Origin of the sequence: Nocardioides sp. NPDC057577 (genome assembly GCF_042801335.1) — a bacterium.
Classification (GTDB): Bacteria; Actinomycetota; Actinomycetes; order Propionibacteriales; family Nocardioidaceae; genus Nocardioides.
The window spans coordinates 1-18,993 of the sequence record NZ_JBHVGB010000114.1; the positions used below are offsets into that span (position 1 = coordinate 1).

Below are 18,993 nucleotides of genomic sequence, written 5' to 3' on the forward strand. Positions count from 1 at the left end.
CGGTCTCCACCGCATGCCCCCGTACAGCCCAGAGAGGCCCTCACAGTGATTCGAAGAAGTGGCGCACCCGGCGCGCCCCGGCTGGCCGCGACCGTGCTCGCGACCGCACTGCTCGCCACGGCGCTGCAGACGGCCACGGCGCCGTCGGCGACGGCCGCCGCCCCGAAGCCGCCGTCGGACGCGAAGCTGGCCGCCGAGCCGGCCCGTCACGACGCGACGAAGGAGCAGTTCTACTTCGTGCTGCCCGACAGGTTCGCCAACGGCGAGACCTCCAACGACAAGGGCGGCCTGACCGGCAGCCGCACCTCGACCGGCTTCGACCCCACCGACAAGGGCTTCTACCAGGGCGGTGACCTCCAGGGCCTCACCGACCGCCTCGACTACATCAAGGGCCTCGGCACCACCGCGATCTGGATGGCACCGATCTTCAAGAACAAGCCCGTCCAGGGCGAGGGCGCGAACGCCTCGGCCGGCTACCACGGCTACTGGATCACCGACTTCACCCAGGTCGACCCGCACTTCGGCACCAACGAGGACCTCGAGACCCTCGTCGACGCGGCCCACGCCAAGGGCATGAAGGTCTTCTTCGACGTCATCACCAACCACACCGCCGACACCGTCGACTACGCGGAGAAGAAGTACGGCTACCGCCCCAAGGGCGCCTTCCCCTACCTGGACACCGAGGGCCGACCCTTCGACGACGCCGACCCGGCTGCTGACCGCGTGAAGGTCGACGAGGACTCGTTCCCCTACACCCCGGCGAACACCGGCGAGATGGTCCCGTCCTGGCTCAACGACCCGACGCTCTACCACAACCGCGGGGACTCCACCTGGGAGGGCGAGTCGACCACCTACGGCGACTTCAGCGGCCTGGACGACCTGTGGACCGAGCGTCCCGAGGTCGTCGAGGGGATGACCAAGATCTACCAGAAGTGGGTCCGCGACTTCGACATCGACGGCTTCCGCATCGACACCGTCAAGCACGTCGACCTGGACTTCTGGACCAAGTGGGCGACCGCCCTCGACGCCTACGCCGCCAAGCAGGGTCGCGAGGACTTCTTCATGTTCGGCGAGGTCTACTCCGCCGACAGCGACGTCACCTCCCCGTACGTCACCCGCGGCCGTCTCGACGCCACGCTCGACTTCCCGTTCCAGGACGCCGCCCGCGCCTACGCCTCGCTGGGCGCCCCGGCCGACCGGCTCGCGAAGGTCTTCGCCGACGACTACAAGTACGCCACCGACAAGGCCAACGCCTACGAGCAGGTCACCTTCCTCGGCAACCACGACATGGGCCGGATCGGCACCTTCCTCACGGGTGACCACCCCGACGCGACCGACGAGGAGCTCGTCCAGCGGGCCCGGCTCGCCAACGAGCTGATGTTCCTCTCCCGCGGAAACCCCGTCGTCTACTACGGCGACGAGCAGGGCTTCACCGGCGCGGGCGGCGACAAGGACGCCCGCCAGACGCTGTTCGCCTCGAAGGTCGCCGACTACCTCGACGACGACCAGATCGGCACCGACCGCACCCATGCCGAGGACGCCTACGACACCAGCCACCCGATCTACGCCGCGATCGCCGCCCTGGCGAAGCTCCGCAAGGACCACCCGGCCCTGACCGACGGGGTCCAGAAGGAGCTCCACGCCGAGGGCTCGGTCTACGCGTTCTCGCGCACCGGCGACGAGCGCGAGTACGTGGTCGCGGTCAACAACGCCACCGAGGCGAAGACCGTCACCCTGCTCGTCGAGTCGGCGAGCTTCGAGACGATCTACGGCGGCGAGGCCACCGAGACCGCCACCGACGGCAAGGTCACCGTGAGCGTTCCCGCGCTCTCCTCGGTCGTCCTGCGCGCCGACGCCGAGCTCCCGAAGGCAGCCGCGAAGCCGACCTTGTCACTGACCGCCCCGGACGCGGGCGCCACCGGCACGGTCACCCTCACCGCCGACCCGGGGAAGACCTCCGACGCCCGCGTCGTCTTCGCCGCCCAGGTCGGCAACGGGAAGTGGCGCACCCTCGGCTCCGTGGACCACGCCCCCTACAAGATCACCCAGTACGTCCCCGCGACCGTCTCCGCCGGCACCGCCGTGCGCTACAAGGCCGTGGTGGTCGACCGTGACGGACGCACCGCGAGCGCCCTCGCCGAGACCACGGCCGGCCAGGCACCCGAGGCCGAGAACCCGAGCGCCGTCGACCGCGACTACGCGGTGGTGCACTACCGGCGTGCCGACGGCGACTACACCGGTTGGACGCTGCGGGCAGGGGACGAGAGCGGCGAGTTCAGCGGCCGCGACGCCTACGGCGCCTTCGCCTGGGTGAAGCTCCCGGACGGCGCGTCCTCGGTGACCTATCGGGTCGAGAAGGACGGCGCCGCCGACGGTGCCGAGCGGACGATCGACCTCGCCGAGACCGGCGAGGTCTGGGTCGAGGCCGGCGACAGCGGCCAGGCGACCACCAGGCCCGACGGCGTCTACCCGGAGCCCGACACGTCCAAGGCGGTCATCCACCTGCACCGTGCCGACGGCGACTACGACGGCTGGGGCCTGCACACCTGGACCGGCGCGGCGACCCCGACCGAGTGGTCCAAGCCGCTCCAGCCCACCGGCAAGGACGCCTACGGCGTCACCTTCGAGGTGCCGCTGGTCGACGGCGCCACCTCGCTCAACTACATCGTCCACAAGGGCGACGAGAAGGACATCCCCAACGACCGATCCCTCGAACTGACGACGTACGGACACGAGGTCTGGCTCAACTCGGGTGAGACCAGCTACCTGCTGCCCTCGGTCGGCTCGGCCCCCGAGCTCGATCTCGCCAAGGCGCAGGCGCAGTGGATCGACAAGGACACGGTCGTGCTGCCGAAGGAGATGGCGAGCGGCTCGGCGCTGTCGACCCAGCTGGTCTACGACCGCGACGGCGGCATCACCGTCGAGGGCGGCGCGCTCAGCAGCGAGGGCCGCTGGCTGCGGCTGCTGAGCACGTCCCTGACCGACGCTCAGAAGGCGGAGTTCCCGCACCTGAAGGACTACACCGCCTTCACCGTGGACACCCGCGACCGCGACCGGATCCGGGAAGCCCTCGCCGGACAGGTCGTGCTCACCCAGCGCATCGGCAACGGCGCCCTGGTCACCGGCACCGGCGTGCAGACCCAGGGCATCCTCGACGACCTCTATGGCGCGAAGGCCGCGAAGGCGGAGCTCGGCCCGGTGTTCAAGGGTGGCAAGGTCACCCTGTCCGTGTGGGCGCCGACCGCCCACGAGGTGAAGCTCGAGCTCGGCAAGAAGCTGGTCCCGATGCGCCGCGACGACGCCAGCGGCGTCTGGGCGGCGACCGGCTCGGCCTCGGCCTGGCGCGGCAAGGAGTACCGCTACGCCGTGACCGTATGGGTGCCGAGCGTGCAGAACCTCGTCACGAACAAGGTCACCGACCCCTACTCGGTCGCGCTGACCACCGACTCCGAGCGCAGCCTCATCGTCGACCTCGATGACAAGGCGCTCGCCCCGAAGGGCTGGTCGAATCTCAGGAAGCCGAAGGCCGTGTCCATGAAGGACGCCCAGATCCAGGAGCTCCACATCCGCGACTTCTCCGTCGAGGACGAGACCAGCGACCACCCGGGCGGCTACCTCGCTTTCGCCGACAAGGACAGCGACGGCTCCAAGCACCTGCGGAAGCTGGCCGAGTCCGGCACCTCGTACGTCCACCTGCTGCCGGCCTTCGACATCGCCACCATCCCGGAGAAGAAGAGCGACCAGACCAGCCCCGACTGCGACCTGAAGTCCTTTCCCGCTGACAGCCAGGAGCAGCAGGATTGCGTCGCCGGGGCGGCCGCAGGGGATGCGTACAACTGGGGCTACGACCCCTACCACTACACGGTCCCGGAGGGCTCCTACGCCACCGACCCCGACGGGACGGACCGCACGGTCGAGTTCCGGCAGATGGTGAAGGCGCTCAACGAGGACGGTCTGCGGGTCGTGATGGATGTGGTCTACAACCACACCACCAGCAGCGGCCAGGCGAAGACCTCGGTGCTCGACAGGATCGTGCCCGGCTACTACCAGCGGCTCCTCGCCGACGGTTCGGTCGCCAACTCGACATGCTGCGCCAACACCGCGCCCGAGAACACGATGATGGGCAAGCTCGTCGTCGACTCGATCGTGACCTGGGCCAAGGAGTACAAGGTCGACGGCTTCCGCTTCGACCTGATGGGCCACCACCCCAAGGCCAACATCCTGGCCGTCCGCAAGGCCCTCGACGCCCTCACCCTCGAGAAGGACGGCGTCGACGGCAGGAAGATCATCCTCTACGGCGAGGGCTGGAACTTCGGCGAGATCGCCGACGACGCCCGCTTCGTGCAGGCCACCCAGAAGAACATGGCGGGCACCGGCATCGCCACCTTCAGCGACCGCGCCCGAGATGCCGTACGCGGCGGGGGACCGTTCGACGCCGATCCTGGCGTCCAGGGGTTCGCGAGCGGGCTGTTCACCGACCCCAACTCGTCCACGGCCAACGGCACGGAGGCGGAGCAGCGGGCCCGGCTGCTGCACTACCAGGACCTGATCAAGGTCGGGCTGTCCGGGAACCTCGCCGACTACTCGTTCACCGACACCGCCGGCAACCAGGTCACCGGGTCGCAGGTCGACTACAACGGTGCGCCCGCCGGTTATGCGGCGGCGCCCGGTGACGCGCTCGCCTATGCCGACGCCCACGACAACGAGTCGCTCTACGACGCCCTCACCTTCAAGCTGCCCGCCTCGACCAGCACCGCGGAGCGCTCACGGATGCAGGTGCTCGCGATGGCGACGGCAGCGCTCTCGCAGGGCCCGGCGCTGTCTCAGGCCGGCACCGACCTGCTCCGCTCGAAGTCGCTGGACCGCAACTCCTACGACTCCGGCGACTGGTTCAACGCCATCCACTGGGACTGCGAGGACGGCAACGGCTTCGGCCGAGGCCTGCCGCCGGCGGCCGACAACGAGGACAAGTGGCCCTATTCCAAGCCGCTGCTGGCCTCGGCGGCGTCCCCGGACTGCGCGGACATCGAGAGGGCCTCGGCCGCCTACCAGGACCTGCTGAGGATTCGTACGGACGAGCCGGCCTTCCATCTGTCCACCACCGGGCAGGTCCAGGAGAAGCTCGGGTTCCCGCTCTCGGGCAAGGACGAGACGCCGGGTGTCATCACCATGCGCCTCGGTGACCTCGTGGTCGTCTTCAACGCGACCACGACGACGCAGAAGCAGAAGGTCGAGGGCGCCGCCGGCTACCGGCTGCACCCGACCCAGGCCGACGGCTCGGACGAGGTCGTCAGGTCGTCGTCGTTCGAGGCGGCTTCGGGCACCTTCACGGTCCCGGCCCGGACGGTAGCGGTCTTCACCCGCTGATCCGCTCGAGAACGTACGCAGCCCCGGCTCATCGAGCCGGGGCCTGCGGCTTCCTGGCCAGGAAGCTCGGTGTCAGATCAGGACGGGCTGTTGCCGGCGATAGCGCCGACCACCACGAGCGCGATGACGACCAGGGCGGCGATGACCATGAGGCCGGCCGGGCTCCGGAAGTCGAACATGGGGATTCCTTTCGGCTAGTTCGGCGACAGGCGTCGAGTGGGGACCGAGGGCCTGCGGACGCGTCGGCACAGCCGGTGCCCTGGGCGTCGCGTATACATAACCAGCCTGTGTGACGGCGCGCGTAGGGGAAAAGGTCCCGATCTTTACCGAAGCCATTCACGTCCGACGAGATATGTGATATGGCAACAGTTCACTCGATGAGTCTTCGGTAAAGACTAGCGGCCCGGCGCCGTGGCCCCGGCGGGGGATCGCCGGAACCCACCCGGGTTGTGAGGCCGGTCACCCCATCCCGGCGGCATGCCGTCCGGCCCGTCGGCCGAAGTACGAGCCGTCGCCGAGCTGCATGCCGGAGGCGTAGCCCTTGGCATCCTGCGCGAGGTTGGCCGCGCAGGCGCCGGCGGCGTAGAGCCCGGCGATCGCGGAGCCGTCCTCGCGGCGTACCTCTCCTTCGACGGTGGTCGCCAGGCCGCCCATGGTGAACCCGGCGTACATCGCCTTGCCGAGCGAGAGGTCATAGGCGCCCCAGGGGCCGGTGTCCTGCGGCTCGGTCCACTCCGGCGCCTTGTGGAGCTCCGGGTCCTCGCCGTCGGCCGCGTGGGTGTTGTAGGAGGTCAGGGTGGCGTTCAGGGTCTCGAAAGGTACGCCCAGGCCGGCCGCCATCTCCTCGACCGTCTCCCAGCCGTCGATGAACGGGCACAGCGGCATCTTGGGGTGCTCGATGTGCGCCGAGTCGACGATCAGGAAGGCGGCCGAGTCCGGCTGCTCCATGACGAAGGCGGCCGTACGCGCGTGGTAGGAGTCCTCCGGCACGAACCGCTTGCCGTGCTTGTTGACGATGATCCCGGTGAGGAGGATCGAGGGTGGGTAGAACGGCGCGGTCTGGAACGGCTCGTCCATGAACCGCCACCGACCGCCCGCCGAGGCACCCAGGCGCAGCCCGAGACCGTCGTCGTAGGTCGAGGCCAGCGGGAAGAGCTTCTCGCCGAGGCTCGGGGTGTGCTCGGCGACCATGTCGGCGTTGCCGACGAAGCCGCCCGCCGCCAGGATCACCGCTTTGGCGCGGATCGCGCCGCGCTCCTCGAACCGGCGCCAGGCCAGGCCGACGACCCGGCCGTCGTCGATCACCAGGTTGGTGGCACCGGTCTCGTAGCGGATCACCGCCGAGGTCTCGGCCAGCCGGTCGGCCATCCGGTCGACGACCAGCTTGGCGCCGCCGGTGTCGCCCGGGACCGGCACCTTGTGGCCGCGTGGTGCCGGGACGGCGAGGTCGCGGAACGGGTGGACCTTCTCGTTGCCGGTGTACATCAGCCCCTCGGTGCCGGGCTGGATGACGGCCTTGCCGGGCCAGAAGGTGCGCTCGAACTCGAACCCCAGCGCCTCGAGCCAGTCGAAGTGCTCGACCGAGTCGTCGCAGTAGGCCCGGATCTTGTCGTCCTCGGGCTCCTTGGAGACCGCGTGGATATAGGCGAACATCTCCGCGGCCGAGTCCTCGATCCCGGTGGCCTTCTGCACCGCGGTGCCGCCGCCGAGATAGAAGTGGCCGCCGGCCATCGCCGAGGTGCCGCCGGGCTCGGCGGCACGCTCCAACACGATCGTGCGGGCGCCGGTGCGGGCCGCTTCCAGCGCCGCCGCTCCGCCGGCCACGCCGAAGCCGACCACGATCACGTCGGTCTCCTCCGACCAGCCGCCGAAGCGCTCCTCGACGTCGGCGGGGGAGAGTACGTCGGGCAGTGCTGTGCCGCTCATGCCGCGCTCCCGTGTAACACGTCGTTCGTAGGACTATCCGGTCGTTCCAATAGGGCGAGTAGTCCTACGAACAGCGTGTTACAGCTCGCGCGGCTCATCGCTTCTCCAGGTAGCAGTCGGCGAGGACCGGGGCGCCGTCCCGGGCCGGATCTTTGGACGAGATGGTGGCTCTGACCAGGATCTTCGGCTCTTCGTCCCATGCCTCGATCGAGATGGTCTCGCCGGGGAAGACGATCCCGGCGAACCGAGCGCCGAACCCGGAGACCCGGGTGGCATCGCCGTCGAGGAGCAGGCCGGTCGCCTCGCGCAGCACGATCCCGTAGGAGCACAGCCCGTGCAGGATCGGCTTCGGGAAACCTGCCTTCGCGGCGAAGGCGGGGTCGGCGTGCAGCGGGTTGCGGTCGCCGCACAGCCGGTAGAGCAGTGCCTGCTGCTCCGTGACGGCGTACGTCGTGGCCGCATCGGGCGCGCGGTCGGGAACCGGCAGTGCCGTCGACGGCCCGCGCTCGCCCCCGAAGCCGCCCTCGCCGCGTACGAAGATCGAGCTCCTGACGGTCCACAGCGGATCGCCGGCCGGCGTCGTGGCGGTGCCCTCCTGGACGATCACGGCGGCCTTGCCCTTGTCCCAGACCTCGGCGATCCGGGTCGCGACGACTGCCTCGCCCGAGGTTGGGATCGGGCCGTTCACCCGGATCTCCTGGGAGCCGTGGAGCACCGAGGCAAGGTCGATGTCGCAGCCCGGCAGGTCCAGCGAGGGCGGCTCGGTGACGTGGAAGGTCGGTGCCACGACCCCGAAGGAGGGCAGCACGGAGAGGGCATCGGAATCCAGGGTGTAGCGCAGCGCGGCCGGGTCGGTCGCGTCGCCGGGACGCGAGCCGGCGCCGATGCCGAGGTGGTAGAGCAGCACGTCGGACGAGGTCCACGAGAACGACTGGGTCGGCAGCGACGCGCCGATGGCCTTGGTCGGGTCGATGGGCATCAGTTCGTCTCCTTGAGGGCGCAGTCCTCGGCGGCCAGGTAGCCGAAGACGAGGGCGGGGCCGATGGTGGCGCCGGGGCCGGCGTAGGTGCGTCCCATCACGGCGGAGGAGACGTTGCCGGCGGCGTACAGACCCTCGATGGCGGAGCCGTCGGCGCGCAGGACGCGGGCGCGCTTGTCGGTAACCAGACCGCCCTTGGTGCCGAGGTCGCCGGGGGCCATCTTGACGGCGTAGAACGGCGCCTGGTCGATGACGTTGAGCGAGCAGTTCGGCTTGACGGTGGGGTCGGAGTAGTACTTGTCGTAGGTCGACTCGCCGCGATGGAAGTCCTCGTCGACGCCGGACTCGGCGAAGCCGTTGAACCTGGCCAGCGTCTCGCGCAGGCCGTCGACGGGCACCTCGATCTTCTCGGCCAGCGCCTCCACGGTCGACGCCTTCACGACGACTCCGTCCTTGAGCCAGCGCCCCGGGAAGGGCTGCTTGGGTCCGAGCCCGGCGAAGATGTAGCGGTTGCGGTAGCGCTGGTCGAAGACCAGCCACGCCGGGACGTGCGAGACGCCCGTCTCGTGGCCCTTGTAGATCTCGTGGACTGCCTCGACGTAGGGGAGCGCCTCGTTCATGAACCGCTTGCCGGCGCCGTTGATGATGATCGAGCCGGGCAGGTTGCGCTCGGCGAGCGCGAACCACGGCCGTCCGGGGAACGGGATCGTCGGGCCCCACCAGGACTCGTCCATCAGGTCGGTGTCGGCCCCGGCCGCGATCCCGGCCAGTATCCCGCCGCCGGTGTTGCTCTGGGCGCCGGTGGTCCACTCGACCGAGGTCGGCGCGGGCAGGTACTTCTCCCGCATCTCCAGGTTCCGCTCGAAGCCGCCGGAGCCGAGGATCACGCCGCGCCGCGCCCTGATCACCGTCGTCGGACCCTCCTCGCCGCGGCGTACCTCGACACCGACGACCCGGCCGCCCTCGGTGACCAGGCCGACCAGCTCGGTCTCGTAACGGATCGGGACGCCGGCGTCGAGAAGCCCCTTGCGCAGCCCGATCGCGAGCGCCGCGCCCATGGCGTACATCTTCTTGCCGAGCAGTCCGGAGAGGATGCGGGCGACCGCGATCTTGACCATCGTGATCGGGCCCCGGATCGTGCGCATGCCGAGGCTGATCTTGCGGAAGTCGGCCTGGGTGACGACCATGTTGGCCGGCGACTTCGTATAGGGCGGATGCAGCCGCGAGAGCTCTTCGCCGATCACCCGGGCGTCGAGCGGGACCGGCTCGACGGAGCGTCCGGCGCCGCGGCCGCCGGGGGCCTCGGGGTGGTAGTCGGCGTAGTCAGGGACCCAGCTGAACCGCACCGGGGTCTTCTCGCAGACGAAGGAGAGCACCTCCGGGCCGCGGCCGAGGAACGTCTCGCGGCGCTCTGCCGGCACGACGTCGCCGACGATCGACTCGAGATAGAGGCTGGCAGCCTCGGCGGAGTCCTTCTGGTGGGCCGCCTCGAGGGCGTGGTTGCGGGGGATCCAGACCCCGCCGCCCGAGCGGGACGTCGAGCCGCCGAAGTAGGCACTCTTCTCGATGACGACGGTCTCGAGCCCGTGACGGCGGGCGGCCGCCAGCGCGGCGGTCATCCCGGCGCCCCCGGCGCCCACGACCACGACGTCGTAGGTCTCCTCGTTCGTCTGACCCATGGTGCTCCTCAACCTCGTGCCATCAGGCGGCGCTATCTAAGAACTGAAACACGTTCTACCATAGACGACGGCCGACGAAACACGCCCAGGGACTCGACAAAACTGAAACGTGTTCTAGTATTGATCCATCGGCAGCGCACGAACCGCGCCGTCCGAGGACATCTGGGACACCATGCAGGAAGGCAGAGCGGTGAGCGAACCGACACAGCGCCCCCACAAGGACGCACAGACCGTCAGGGACGGGGTGCAGGACCTGCTGCCCACGATCAGGGACCGTGCGGAGGAGACCGAGCGTCTCCGGGTCGTGCCCGAGTCGAGCGTCAAGGAGCTGGAGGAGGTCGGCTTCTTCAAGCTGCTGCAGCCGGCCCGCTTCGGCGGTCTCGAGGCCGACCCGGTCGACTTCTACACCTGTGTGCGCGACATCGCCTCGGCGTGCGGATCGACCGGCTGGGTCTCCAGCGTCCTGGGCGTGCACCCCTGGCAGATCGCGCTCTTCGACGACGAGGCCCAGCAGGCGGTCTGGGGTGAGGACCCCGACACGCGGGTGTCCTCCTCGTATGCACCGGTGGGCAAGGCGGCGATCACCGAGGGCGGGTTCAACCTCTCCGGCCGCTGGTCGTTCTCCTCCGGCTGCGCACACGCCACCTGGGTGCTGCTCGGTGGCCTCGTCTTCAACGACGAGGGCCACGTGGTCGACTTCCGTACGTTCCTGGTGCCGCGCGCCAGCTACGAGATCGTCGACGTCTGGAACGTCGTCGGCCTGGCCGGCACCGGCTCCAACGACATCGTGGTCGAGGACGCCTTCATCCCGGAGGCCTTCACGCTCTCCATGGCCGAGACCGGACGCTGCAAGGGCCCCGGTCAGGCTGTCAACACCGGCGACCTCTACAAGCTGCAGTTCCACTCGCTGTTCACCACCACGATCACCACGCCGATCATCGGTATGGCCCGCGGTGCCTACGAGGAGCACGTGACAATGCAGCAGAACCGGGTCCGCGCCTCCTACGGTGAGAAGGCGTCCCTGGACCCCTTCGCCGCCGTGCGCGTGGCGACCGCCTCCTCCGACATCGACGCCGCCTGGGCGCTGCTGATGGGCAACATCCGTGAGCAGCAGGCCTACGTCGCCCGCGGCGAGAAGATCCCGATCACCCAGCGGCTGCGGATCCGCCGCGACCAGGTCCTCGGCACCCAGCGCGCGATCGACGCGATCGACCTGCTCTTCGAGGCCTCCGGTGGCCGCGCGCTGGCTTCGGGCACGCCCCTGCAGCGCGCCTGGCGCGATGCCCATGCGGGCCGCGTCCACGCCGCCAACGACCCCGAGCGGGCACTGCAGATGTACGGCGCCTCGGAGTTCGGGCACAAGGTCGACCCGGGGATGTACTGATGGCGCTGGTGAAAGAGGACGTCGCCCACGACGTCGCGATCAAGACCGAGGCCGCGGGTGAGATCTCGCTGCGCTACTACGATCTGGGTTCGGACCGGGATGACCGGCTGCCGCTGGTGATGCTTCACGGCGGGGGTCCCGGGGCCTCGTCGTGGTCCAACTTCGGCTCCGCGCTGGAGGGCTTCGCTGCCGACTTCCGCACGATCCTGGTCGACCAGCCGGGCTTCGGCGCCTCCGACAAGCCGGAGGTGGTGGGCAACTACTACCGCTTCGCCGGCGACGCGGTGATCGCCCTCCTCGACGGGCTGGGCCTGGAGAAGGTGCACCTGCTGGGCAACTCGCTCGGTGGCGGGACCGCGATGCGGATCGCTCTCACGTATCCGGAGAGAGTGGGACGGCTGGTGCTGATGGGGCCGGGCGGGCTCTCGCTCAACCTCTTCCATGCTGATCCGACCGAGGGCGTACAGCGCCTGATGGACTTCTCCGGCGACCCGACCCGGGAGGCGCTCAAGGCGTTCATCTCGACGATGGTCGTGAACCAGAAGCTGGTCACCGACGAGCTGGTCGAGGAGCGGTTCGCGGACGCGACCGCGCCCGGTGCGCGCGAGGCGATGGCGTCGATGGGCTGGTCGTTCTACAACCCCGAGACCGCCGAGGACGGCATGCTGTGGCGCGAGGCGCACAAGCTCCGCCACCACACCCTGCTCACCTGGGGCCGCGAGGACCGGGTCAATCCGCTCGACGGCGCGTTCCCCGCCTTGAAGCTGATTCCCAAGGCGCAGCTGCATGTCTTCCCGCGTTGTGGGCACTGGGCACAGATCGAGGCCGCCGACGAGTTCCGCGAGGTCGCGGCTTCGTTCTTGAAGAGGCACAAGGAGCGCGCATGATCGACATCAAGTCCATGGGCTACGTACGCGTCACCAGCACCGACCTGGAGGCGTGGCGTACCTTCGCGGAGAAGGTCCTCGGGCTGGTGACGGCCAAGGGCCCGAACCAGGAGCACCTCTACTACCGCATCGACGAGGTCTCGGCCCGGCTCGTGATCGAGCCGGGCGAGGTCGACCAGCTCGCCTGTGTCGGCTGGGAGGTCGCCGACCACACCGCGCTGGCGCAGGCCCGCGAGCACCTGGAGAAGTCCGGGGTCGAGGTGGAGGAGGGCAGCCCCGAGGAGCTCGCCGAGCGCCGGGTGCAGGAGATGCTGCGGTTCCGCGACCCCTTCGACAACGTCTTCGAGCTCTTCCACGGCATCACCTACGAGCGCCGCCCCGCGGTCTCGCCCTACGGCCACACCTTCGTGACCGGTGAGCAGGGGATGGGCCACGTGGTGATCCCGGTCTCCGACGACGTCGAGGCGCTGGAGTTCTACCGCGACACGCTCGGGTTCCGGCTGCGCGACTCGATGAGCATGCCCGGCGAGTTCGCCGGCAAGGAGCCCGGCACCAAGATCTGGCTGCGCTTCCTCGGGATCAACCCGCGTCACCACTCGCTGGCGTTCCTGCCGTTCCCCAACGACTCCAAGTGCGTCCACATCATGCTGGAGGTCGACAAGCTCGACGACGTCGGCCGGGCCCTGGAGCGTGTGAAGAAGTACGGTGCGAAGCTGTCGGCCACGCTCGGGCGGCACATGAACGACGAGATGGTCTCCTTCTACGTGAAGTCGCCGGGTGGTTTCGACATCGAGTTCGGCACCGAGGGGCTGCAGGTCGACGACCACAGGTGGGTCGCCCGGGAGTCCACGGCCGTCTCGTACTGGGGTCACGACTTCGGCGTAGGTCAGTGATCGGGTATGCGTATAGAGGTGCCTGATGGGATGTCTCCCGACGCCGCCGAGGGCTGGCCGCATCCGGAGCTGATCGAGTCCTTCCACGGTCGCTTCGACTTCGAGGCGCCACCGTCTCCACCGGAGACCCCTGCCGACGCGGAGGCGGACGACCGGTTCCGTACGGTGCTGGGCCGGTTCGCCTCCGGGGTCACCGTGATCGCCGCGCAGACCGCGGAGGGGCCGGTCGGGATGACCTGCCAGTCGTTCTCCTCGGTGTCGCTGCGACCACCGCTGATCCTCTTCGCGCCGACCAAGTCCTCGCGCGCCTGGGCCCGGATCCGCCGTGCCGGGCACTTCTCGGTCAACATCCTCGCCGCCGGCCAGGAAGCCGTCTCGAACCAGTTCGCCTCGCGCGCCGCGGACAAGTACGCCGACATCTCCTGGACCCCGTCGGCCCACCACGGCGACCCGCACCTCGAAGGGGCCGTCGGCTATCTCGACTGCGCGGTCCACTCGGTCCACGAGGAGGGCGACCACTACCTCGTCGTCGGCCGCGTCCTGGATCTCGAGGAGGGCACCGCCACCGAGCCGCTGCTGTTCTTCCGGAGCAACTACCGGGAGCTGGACTGACTGGTCCTGGCATGGTTCAGCTTTTACTGAATACATGTGTCGCTGTACTGTCGCGGCATGGTCACCGCCACCACCTCGTCGCTGGACGCCCTCGCCCGGTTCGGGCACGCCCTCTCCGATGCGACCCGGGCCCGGGTCCTGATGCAGCTGCGCGAGGGGCCGGCCTACCCGGCTGAGCTGTCGGAGTCGCTGGGGGTGACGCGCCAGTCGATGTCGAACCACCTGGCGTGCTTGCGCGGCTGCGGCCTGGTCGTCGCGGTTCCCGAGGGCAGGCGCACCCGCTACGAGCTCGCCGACGGCCGCCTCGCGCACGCACTGGCTGACCTCCACGACCTGATCCTGGTCACCGATCCGGAGGCGTGCCGCGACTCCGCCGAGCAGGGCTGCTGCTGATGGGCCACGGACACGGTCACGGACATGGTCACGGCGCCGCCGTGGGCCACGCCGGCGGCAGGCACCGGTGGCGGCTGGCGGTCACCTTCGCCATGGTGGCGGCGTTCCTGGTCGTCGAGCTCGTCGCAGGTCTGTGGTCGGGGTCGCTGGCCCTGATCTCGGACGCCGGGCACATGACGGCGGACGTCGTCGCGCTCGGCGCCGCGCTGGTCGCCACCCGGATCGCGACCCGCGCCGACACCACCGGCCGGAGGACGTACGGCTCCTACCGGGTCGAGGTGTTCGCCTCCGGTCTGACCGTGCTGATCATGCTCGGCGTCTCGGCCTACGTCGTGCTCGAGGCGATCGGGCGCATCGGTGAAGCCTCCGAGGTCCAGTCCGGAGCCATGCTCGTGGTCGGCGCGATCGGCCTGGCGGTCAATATCGTCTCCATGGTGCTCCTGCGTGCGGGAGCCGGTGAGTCGCTCAGCGTCAAAGGGGCCTACTTCGAGGTGGTTGCCGACGCCGCCGGGAGCGTCGGGGTCATCGCGGCCGGCCTGCTGGTCGCGGCCACCGGGCAGCCGTTGTGGGACGTCGCCGTGGCCGTCGCGATCGGGGTCTTCGTGGCCGTACGCGCCGTGGTCCTGGGCCGGCAGGTCCTCTCGGTCCTCGGGCAGCACGTCCCCGACGGGATGGCCGTCGACCAGGTCGTCGCCGATCTCGAGGCGGTCGACGGTGTCGACGGCGTCCACGACCTGCATCTGTGGACGTTGACCTCGGGGATGCACGTCGCGACCGCTCACCTCCTGCTGGACCCCGGCACCGATGCGCAAGAGGTGCTGACCGGCGCGCAGGCCATGCTCGCCACGCGCCACCGCATCGAGCACGCCACGCTCCAGACCGAGACCGCGCCGACCCGGCAGTGCCACGAGGTGACCTGGTGAGCTCCGACCTTCCGATCCGTGTCATCGGCCGACGCGTCGATCTGACGCCGCCCTCGCCCTAGCCGTCCGAGTGCTGCTCGCTCATAGCTCATCGAGCCGCTTGATCGCGGCCGCTTCGTCGGGGTCCGGTGCGGGCTCGTCGAGGAAGGCCTGGGTCACTTCGACGGCGACGTCGGGGGCGAGGCGTTTGAGGCTCATCGCGAGCACGTTGGCGTCGTTCCACAGGCGTGCGCCGCGGGCGATCCACGGCTCCCAGGCGAGGGCGGCGCGGACTCCGGGGACCTTGTTGGCGGCGATCGCGGTGCCGGTGCCGGTCCAGCACATCACCACGCCGACGTCGGCACGGCCCTCGACGACCGCCCGGCCGATGCCGGCGCCCAGATCGGGCCAGGAGGTGGTGGTGAGCACCTCCACCTCTCCGCGCTCGTGCAGGTGGTCGAGCACCGCCCGCGTCGTCTCGTTCTCGTCGTCGGCCCCGAATGCGATCCGCATGACCCCAACCTATCGACAGGCGTAGCGTCGACGGCATGATCCTCGCCTGTCACACGCTGGTCTACTCCGACGATCACGGTGGCCTGGTCGCGATGGTGCGCGTCCCCGGTGCCGACGACGTCCAGATCTACCAGCCGCGGCACCGCACGGCGTACGACTCCTGATCTCAGGCGTGGGTTGCGGGTCCGCCGGGCCCGGTCAGCTTCGCGTTGGGCTGATCCTTCAGGCTGGTGGTGAGCTCCCAGGTGCGCTGGTAGCCGGTGTGCGCGATGCGCCAGCCCTGGGGCGTACGGGCGTAGCGGTCCTCGTAGAAGGCGGCGCCCTCGAGGGCGAACCCGAAGGCGGGGGCGAAGACCTTGTCGTAGAGGTACCAGCGGCCGGTGGCGAGATCGCCGTCGACGGCGATCTCGGGGTGATGGAGGTGGTGCATCGTGATGATCGTGCCGGGCAGGTTGGTGCGCATGTAGTCGACGAGCTCGCCCGGTGAGGTGAACGAGAGCCCGGCGTAGTCGGCGGTGGCGTCATCGCTGAAGCAGCTGGCGAACTCGTCCCACTGCTTGGTGTCGAGGAGGCGTACGTAGCGGTACTTCAGCTGCTCGATCTCCCTGGTGTCACTCATGGATCCATCATAGTAGAACGTGTTCTACAAATGGGTGGCTGTGGGCTGTCGTTCCGCCGCCGGTCGGCCTGATGTCACGACGAGGACCGTCCTCCAGGTGCAGGATCGAGGTGTGGACGGTATGGTCGAGCTGCGCGAGCGGCGGGCGGCGCTGCTGGCGAACCGCTATCTGACCTGGGTCTTCGGGGCGGAGCATCCAGGGGTCGCGGTGGGCGAGGCCTGGGCGGGCCACATCCGGCTCCGCATCCATGCGTCGCGAGCGCCCGCGGCGTCGGCGAGGCCGATCGTGCTCGTCCTCCACGGCGGTGGCTGGTGCTGGGGGACGCCCGAGCAGTCGCGCTGGATGGCCGGACACATCGCCGCCCGCACGGGGGCCGTGGTGGTCGCGCCGGCCTACCGGCTCGCGCCCGAACACCCCTATCCAGCGGCTGTCGAGGACTGCTGGGCCGCGCTGCGGTGGGTCATAGAGAATGCAGCCGACCTCGGTGGCGACCCCGAGAGGATCGCAGTGCTGGGCGACAGCGCGGGCGGCACTCTCGCCGCGGTCCTTGCCCTGAGATCTCTTGAGGAAGCCGATGCGCGGCTCCGCGGTCAGGTGCTCATCTACCCGCTCGTCGATCTCGTCGGTCTGCGCGGGCCGGGGCTGGGTGGCATCGTGGAGAACTATCTCGGCGGCGAGGAGTCGCGAGCCCGGGAGTGGCCGGCCTCGCCGCTGCGGGCCGAGTCCCATTCCGGCCTGCCGCCCGCCCTCGTCCTCACCGCGCAGTTCGACCCGCTGCGCCCGCACGCGGAGCGATACGCCGCGGTGTTGCGTACGGCCGGGGTGGACGTCGCCATGCACTGCCCGCGCCTCGCGACCCACGCCTACATGACCCTCCCCGGCCTCTCGCCGGCCTCGACAGGCGGCCTGGCTCGCGTAGTGGCGTACCTGAACGATGTCCTGGCCCCCTGAGGCCGAGTGGTCAGGGGAGCGCTAGGCGGGTGGCGAGCTTGTCGAGGTAGGTGAGCACGCCGGCCGGCTCGGTGTCGGGGACGCCCCAGATCAGCTCGTCGGCCACCGACCACTCGGCCAGGTCCTCGGGTGTCGGCCGCTTCGCGACGAGGACGCGGACCTCGGGCTTGCCTTCGCGGCCGGCCGACTCCCACTCGTCCTGCAGCGTCTTCACCTTGTCACCGATGCCGGCCTCGGTCGGGGTCGACATCCAGCCCTCCGCGTTGCGCGCGATCCAGCGCAGCGTCTTGGGGCCGCCGCCGGCGCCGACGATCGTCGGGATCCGGCCCTGCGGGGGCTTCGGGTAGGCCCAGGAGGGGCCGAAGGAGACGAACTCGCCGTCGTAGGCCGCCTCCTCCTCGGTCCACAGCGCGCGCATCGCCTCGAGGTACTCCTTGAGCGCGGTGCGCTTGCGGTCGCCCGGGATGCCGTGGTCGGCGAGCTCGTCGGTGTTCCAGCCGAACCCGACGCCCAGCGAGACCCGGCCGCCGGAGAGGTGGTCGAGGGTCGCGATCGTCTTGGCGAGCGTGATCGGGTCGGACTCGACCGGCAGCGCGACGGCCGTGGAGAGCCCGATCCGCGAGGTCACCGCGGCACAGGTTCCGAGCGTGACCCAGGGGTCGAGCGTACGCAGGTAGCGGTCGTCGGGGAGCTCGGCGCCGCCGGTGGGGTGCAGGGCGTCGCGGCGCACCGGGATGTGGGTGTGCTCGGGCACGTAGAACGTGTCGAAGCCGCGCTCCTCGGCGGCGGAGGCGAGCTCGGCGGGCGTGATGCCGCGGTCCGAGGTGAACAGGACGATGCCGTGGCGCATGACACAACAGTAGAACGTGTTCTAGTCTTTGCGGAAGGGATCACCGGGAGAGAGAAGTGAACATGGAAGCCGACTACATCGTCGTAGGCGCCGGGAGTGCGGGCTGCGCCACCGCCCGCAGGTTGGCCGAGAGCGGTGCCAGCGTGATCGTGATCGAGGCGGGCACCAAGGACACCGCCTTCGGGATCAAGAACCTGCTCGAGCTCCCCGGCGCGGTCGCCGCGATGCTCTCCACGCCGCAGCTGAAGAAGCTGGTCGACTGGGGCTACAAGTCGGTCCCGCAGAGCGCTGCCCTCGACCGGGTGATCCCGATGACCCGCGGCAAGGTGCTGGGCGGGTCATCCTCGATCAACGGCATGCTCTGGGTGCGCGGCAACCGCCAGAACTTCGACGACTGGGCGGCCGACGGTGCGACCGGGTGGTCCTACGACGACGTGCTGCCGGCGTTCAAGCGGATGGAGGACTTCGAGGGCGGCGCCGACGAGTTCCGGGGCCAGGGTGGACCGGTCAAGGTGCGCTACCAGAAGGACCTCACCCCGGCGACCCAGACCTGGCTCGACGAGGCGCCCAAGCGGCTCGGGGTCGGTGCGCTCGAGGACTACAACGGCAAGCAGCAGGAGGGTGTCGGCGTCGTCCAGCTCTCCGCGTCCGAGGGACGCCGTTACTCCACCTCCAAGGCCTACCTGCGCGAGGACCCCTTGGACAACCTGCTGATCCTGACCAAGGCGCAGGTCACCCGGGTGCGGATCGAGGGATCCCGCGCCACCGGCGTCGAGGTGGTCGGCGCCGACGGCGACAAGCAGACCATCCGGGCGACCCGTGAGGTCATCGTGGCGGCCGGCGTCTACGGCTCGCCGCACCTGCTGATGCTCTCCGGGATCGGTCATGCCGACCACCTCCGCGAGCACGGCATCCAGGTCCACGCCGACCCGCCCGTCGGCGACAACTTCCACCACCAGCGCGTCGTGCCGGTCGACGTCCGGCTGGACTCGGCGCGGCGGCGGCCCCCCCCCGCCCACTTCGCCCCGGGCGTCGCC

Annotated in this window: 16 protein-coding genes; 10 read left to right on the forward strand and 6 right to left on the reverse strand. The window is 69.7% G+C overall.

What is annotated here, in order from left to right:
- Window positions 1-45 precede the first annotated feature (45 nt).
- Window positions 46-5,367 (forward strand): pullulanase-type alpha-1,6-glucosidase, encoded by a 5,322-nt coding sequence (pulA, locus tag ACFU7D_RS19980; RefSeq protein WP_378870335.1) that lies wholly within the window; start codon window positions 46-48, stop codon window positions 5,365-5,367.
- A gap of 459 nt (window positions 5,368-5,826) precedes the next feature.
- Here pulA and ACFU7D_RS19985 read toward each other — a convergent pair whose 3' ends face one another.
- The 3 genes from ACFU7D_RS19985 to kstD form a co-directional block, all read right to left on the reverse strand.
- The gene (locus ACFU7D_RS19985; RefSeq protein WP_378870337.1) at window positions 5,827-7,293 is read right to left on the reverse strand and encodes an FAD-binding protein; all 1,467 of its coding nucleotides are present in this window, start codon (window positions 7,291-7,293) and stop codon (window positions 5,827-5,829) included.
- A gap of 94 nt (window positions 7,294-7,387) precedes the next feature.
- Entirely contained in the window at window positions 7,388-8,272 is an 885-nt protein-coding gene (locus ACFU7D_RS19990) for a MaoC/PaaZ C-terminal domain-containing protein (RefSeq protein ID WP_378870340.1), read from the reverse strand.
- Window positions 8,272-9,951 (reverse strand): 3-oxosteroid 1-dehydrogenase, encoded by a 1,680-nt coding sequence (gene kstD, locus ACFU7D_RS19995; RefSeq protein WP_378870343.1) that lies wholly within the window; start codon window positions 9,949-9,951, stop codon window positions 8,272-8,274. Before kstD ends, ACFU7D_RS19990 begins: the two co-directional genes overlap by 1 nt.
- Before the next feature lie 190 nt (window positions 9,952-10,141).
- Here kstD and hsaA point away from each other — a divergent pair, with 190 nt between their 5' ends.
- From hsaA to ACFU7D_RS20025, 6 genes are read left to right on the forward strand one after another with little or no spacing between them, the layout of a single operon-like run.
- Complete coding sequence (hsaA, locus tag ACFU7D_RS20000) at window positions 10,142-11,335, forward strand: 3-hydroxy-9,10-secoandrosta-1,3,5(10)-triene-9,17-dione monooxygenase oxygenase subunit (RefSeq protein ID WP_378870346.1); 1,194 nt, start codon at window positions 10,142-10,144, stop codon at window positions 11,333-11,335.
- Complete coding sequence (gene hsaD, locus ACFU7D_RS20005; protein WP_378870349.1) at window positions 11,335-12,222, forward strand: 4,5:9,10-diseco-3-hydroxy-5,9,17-trioxoandrosta-1(10),2-diene-4-oate hydrolase; 888 nt, start codon at window positions 11,335-11,337, stop codon at window positions 12,220-12,222. The genes hsaA and hsaD overlap by 1 nt, the downstream gene beginning before the upstream one ends.
- A complete protein-coding gene (hsaC, locus tag ACFU7D_RS20010; RefSeq protein WP_378729360.1) occupies window positions 12,219-13,115 on the forward strand; it encodes an iron-dependent extradiol dioxygenase HsaC in 897 nt (298 codons plus the stop codon). Before hsaD ends, hsaC begins: the two co-directional genes overlap by 4 nt.
- A gap of 30 nt (window positions 13,116-13,145) precedes the next feature.
- Complete coding sequence (locus ACFU7D_RS20015) at window positions 13,146-13,727, forward strand: flavin reductase family protein (protein WP_378870353.1); 582 nt, start codon at window positions 13,146-13,148, stop codon at window positions 13,725-13,727.
- Window positions 13,728-13,784: 57 nt separating this feature from the next.
- Window positions 13,785-14,120 carry a metalloregulator ArsR/SmtB family transcription factor gene (locus ACFU7D_RS20020; protein WP_141804731.1) on the forward strand — a complete coding sequence of 112 codons (336 nt, stop codon included), beginning with the start codon at window positions 13,785-13,787 and terminating at the stop codon, window positions 14,118-14,120.
- Window positions 14,087-15,043 (forward strand): cation diffusion facilitator family transporter, encoded by a 957-nt coding sequence (locus tag ACFU7D_RS20025; protein WP_378729362.1) that lies wholly within the window; start codon window positions 14,087-14,089, stop codon window positions 15,041-15,043. The genes ACFU7D_RS20020 and ACFU7D_RS20025 overlap by 34 nt, the downstream gene beginning before the upstream one ends.
- A gap of 81 nt (window positions 15,044-15,124) precedes the next feature.
- Here ACFU7D_RS20025 and ACFU7D_RS20030 read toward each other — a convergent pair whose 3' ends face one another.
- Complete coding sequence (locus ACFU7D_RS20030; protein ID WP_378870356.1) at window positions 15,125-15,535, reverse strand: RpiB/LacA/LacB family sugar-phosphate isomerase; 411 nt, start codon at window positions 15,533-15,535, stop codon at window positions 15,125-15,127.
- Between the two features lie 35 nt (window positions 15,536-15,570).
- Here ACFU7D_RS20030 and ACFU7D_RS20035 point away from each other — a divergent pair, with 35 nt between their 5' ends.
- A complete protein-coding gene (locus ACFU7D_RS20035) occupies window positions 15,571-15,699 on the forward strand; it encodes a hypothetical protein (RefSeq protein ID WP_378729365.1) in 129 nt (42 codons plus the stop codon).
- A gap of 2 nt (window positions 15,700-15,701) precedes the next feature.
- Here the strand turns inward: ACFU7D_RS20035 and ACFU7D_RS20040 are convergent, their stop codons facing one another.
- A complete protein-coding gene (locus ACFU7D_RS20040; protein ID WP_378870358.1) occupies window positions 15,702-16,154 on the reverse strand; it encodes a nuclear transport factor 2 family protein in 453 nt (150 codons plus the stop codon).
- 121 nt (window positions 16,155-16,275) lie between these two features.
- Here ACFU7D_RS20040 and ACFU7D_RS20045 point away from each other — a divergent pair, with 121 nt between their 5' ends.
- Entirely contained in the window at window positions 16,276-17,106 is an 831-nt protein-coding gene (locus ACFU7D_RS20045) for an alpha/beta hydrolase (protein ID WP_378870367.1), read from the forward strand.
- Between the two features lie 10 nt (window positions 17,107-17,116).
- Here the strand turns inward: ACFU7D_RS20045 and ACFU7D_RS20050 are convergent, their stop codons facing one another.
- Window positions 17,117-17,956 (reverse strand): LLM class F420-dependent oxidoreductase, encoded by an 840-nt coding sequence (locus tag ACFU7D_RS20050; protein WP_378870361.1) that lies wholly within the window; start codon window positions 17,954-17,956, stop codon window positions 17,117-17,119.
- Window positions 17,957-18,018: 62 nt separating this feature from the next.
- Between ACFU7D_RS20050 and ACFU7D_RS20055 the strand changes: the two genes are divergently transcribed.
- Window positions 18,019-18,993 (forward strand): GMC family oxidoreductase (locus ACFU7D_RS20055; RefSeq protein WP_378870364.1); only part of this gene is annotated, 975 nt, incomplete at its 3' end.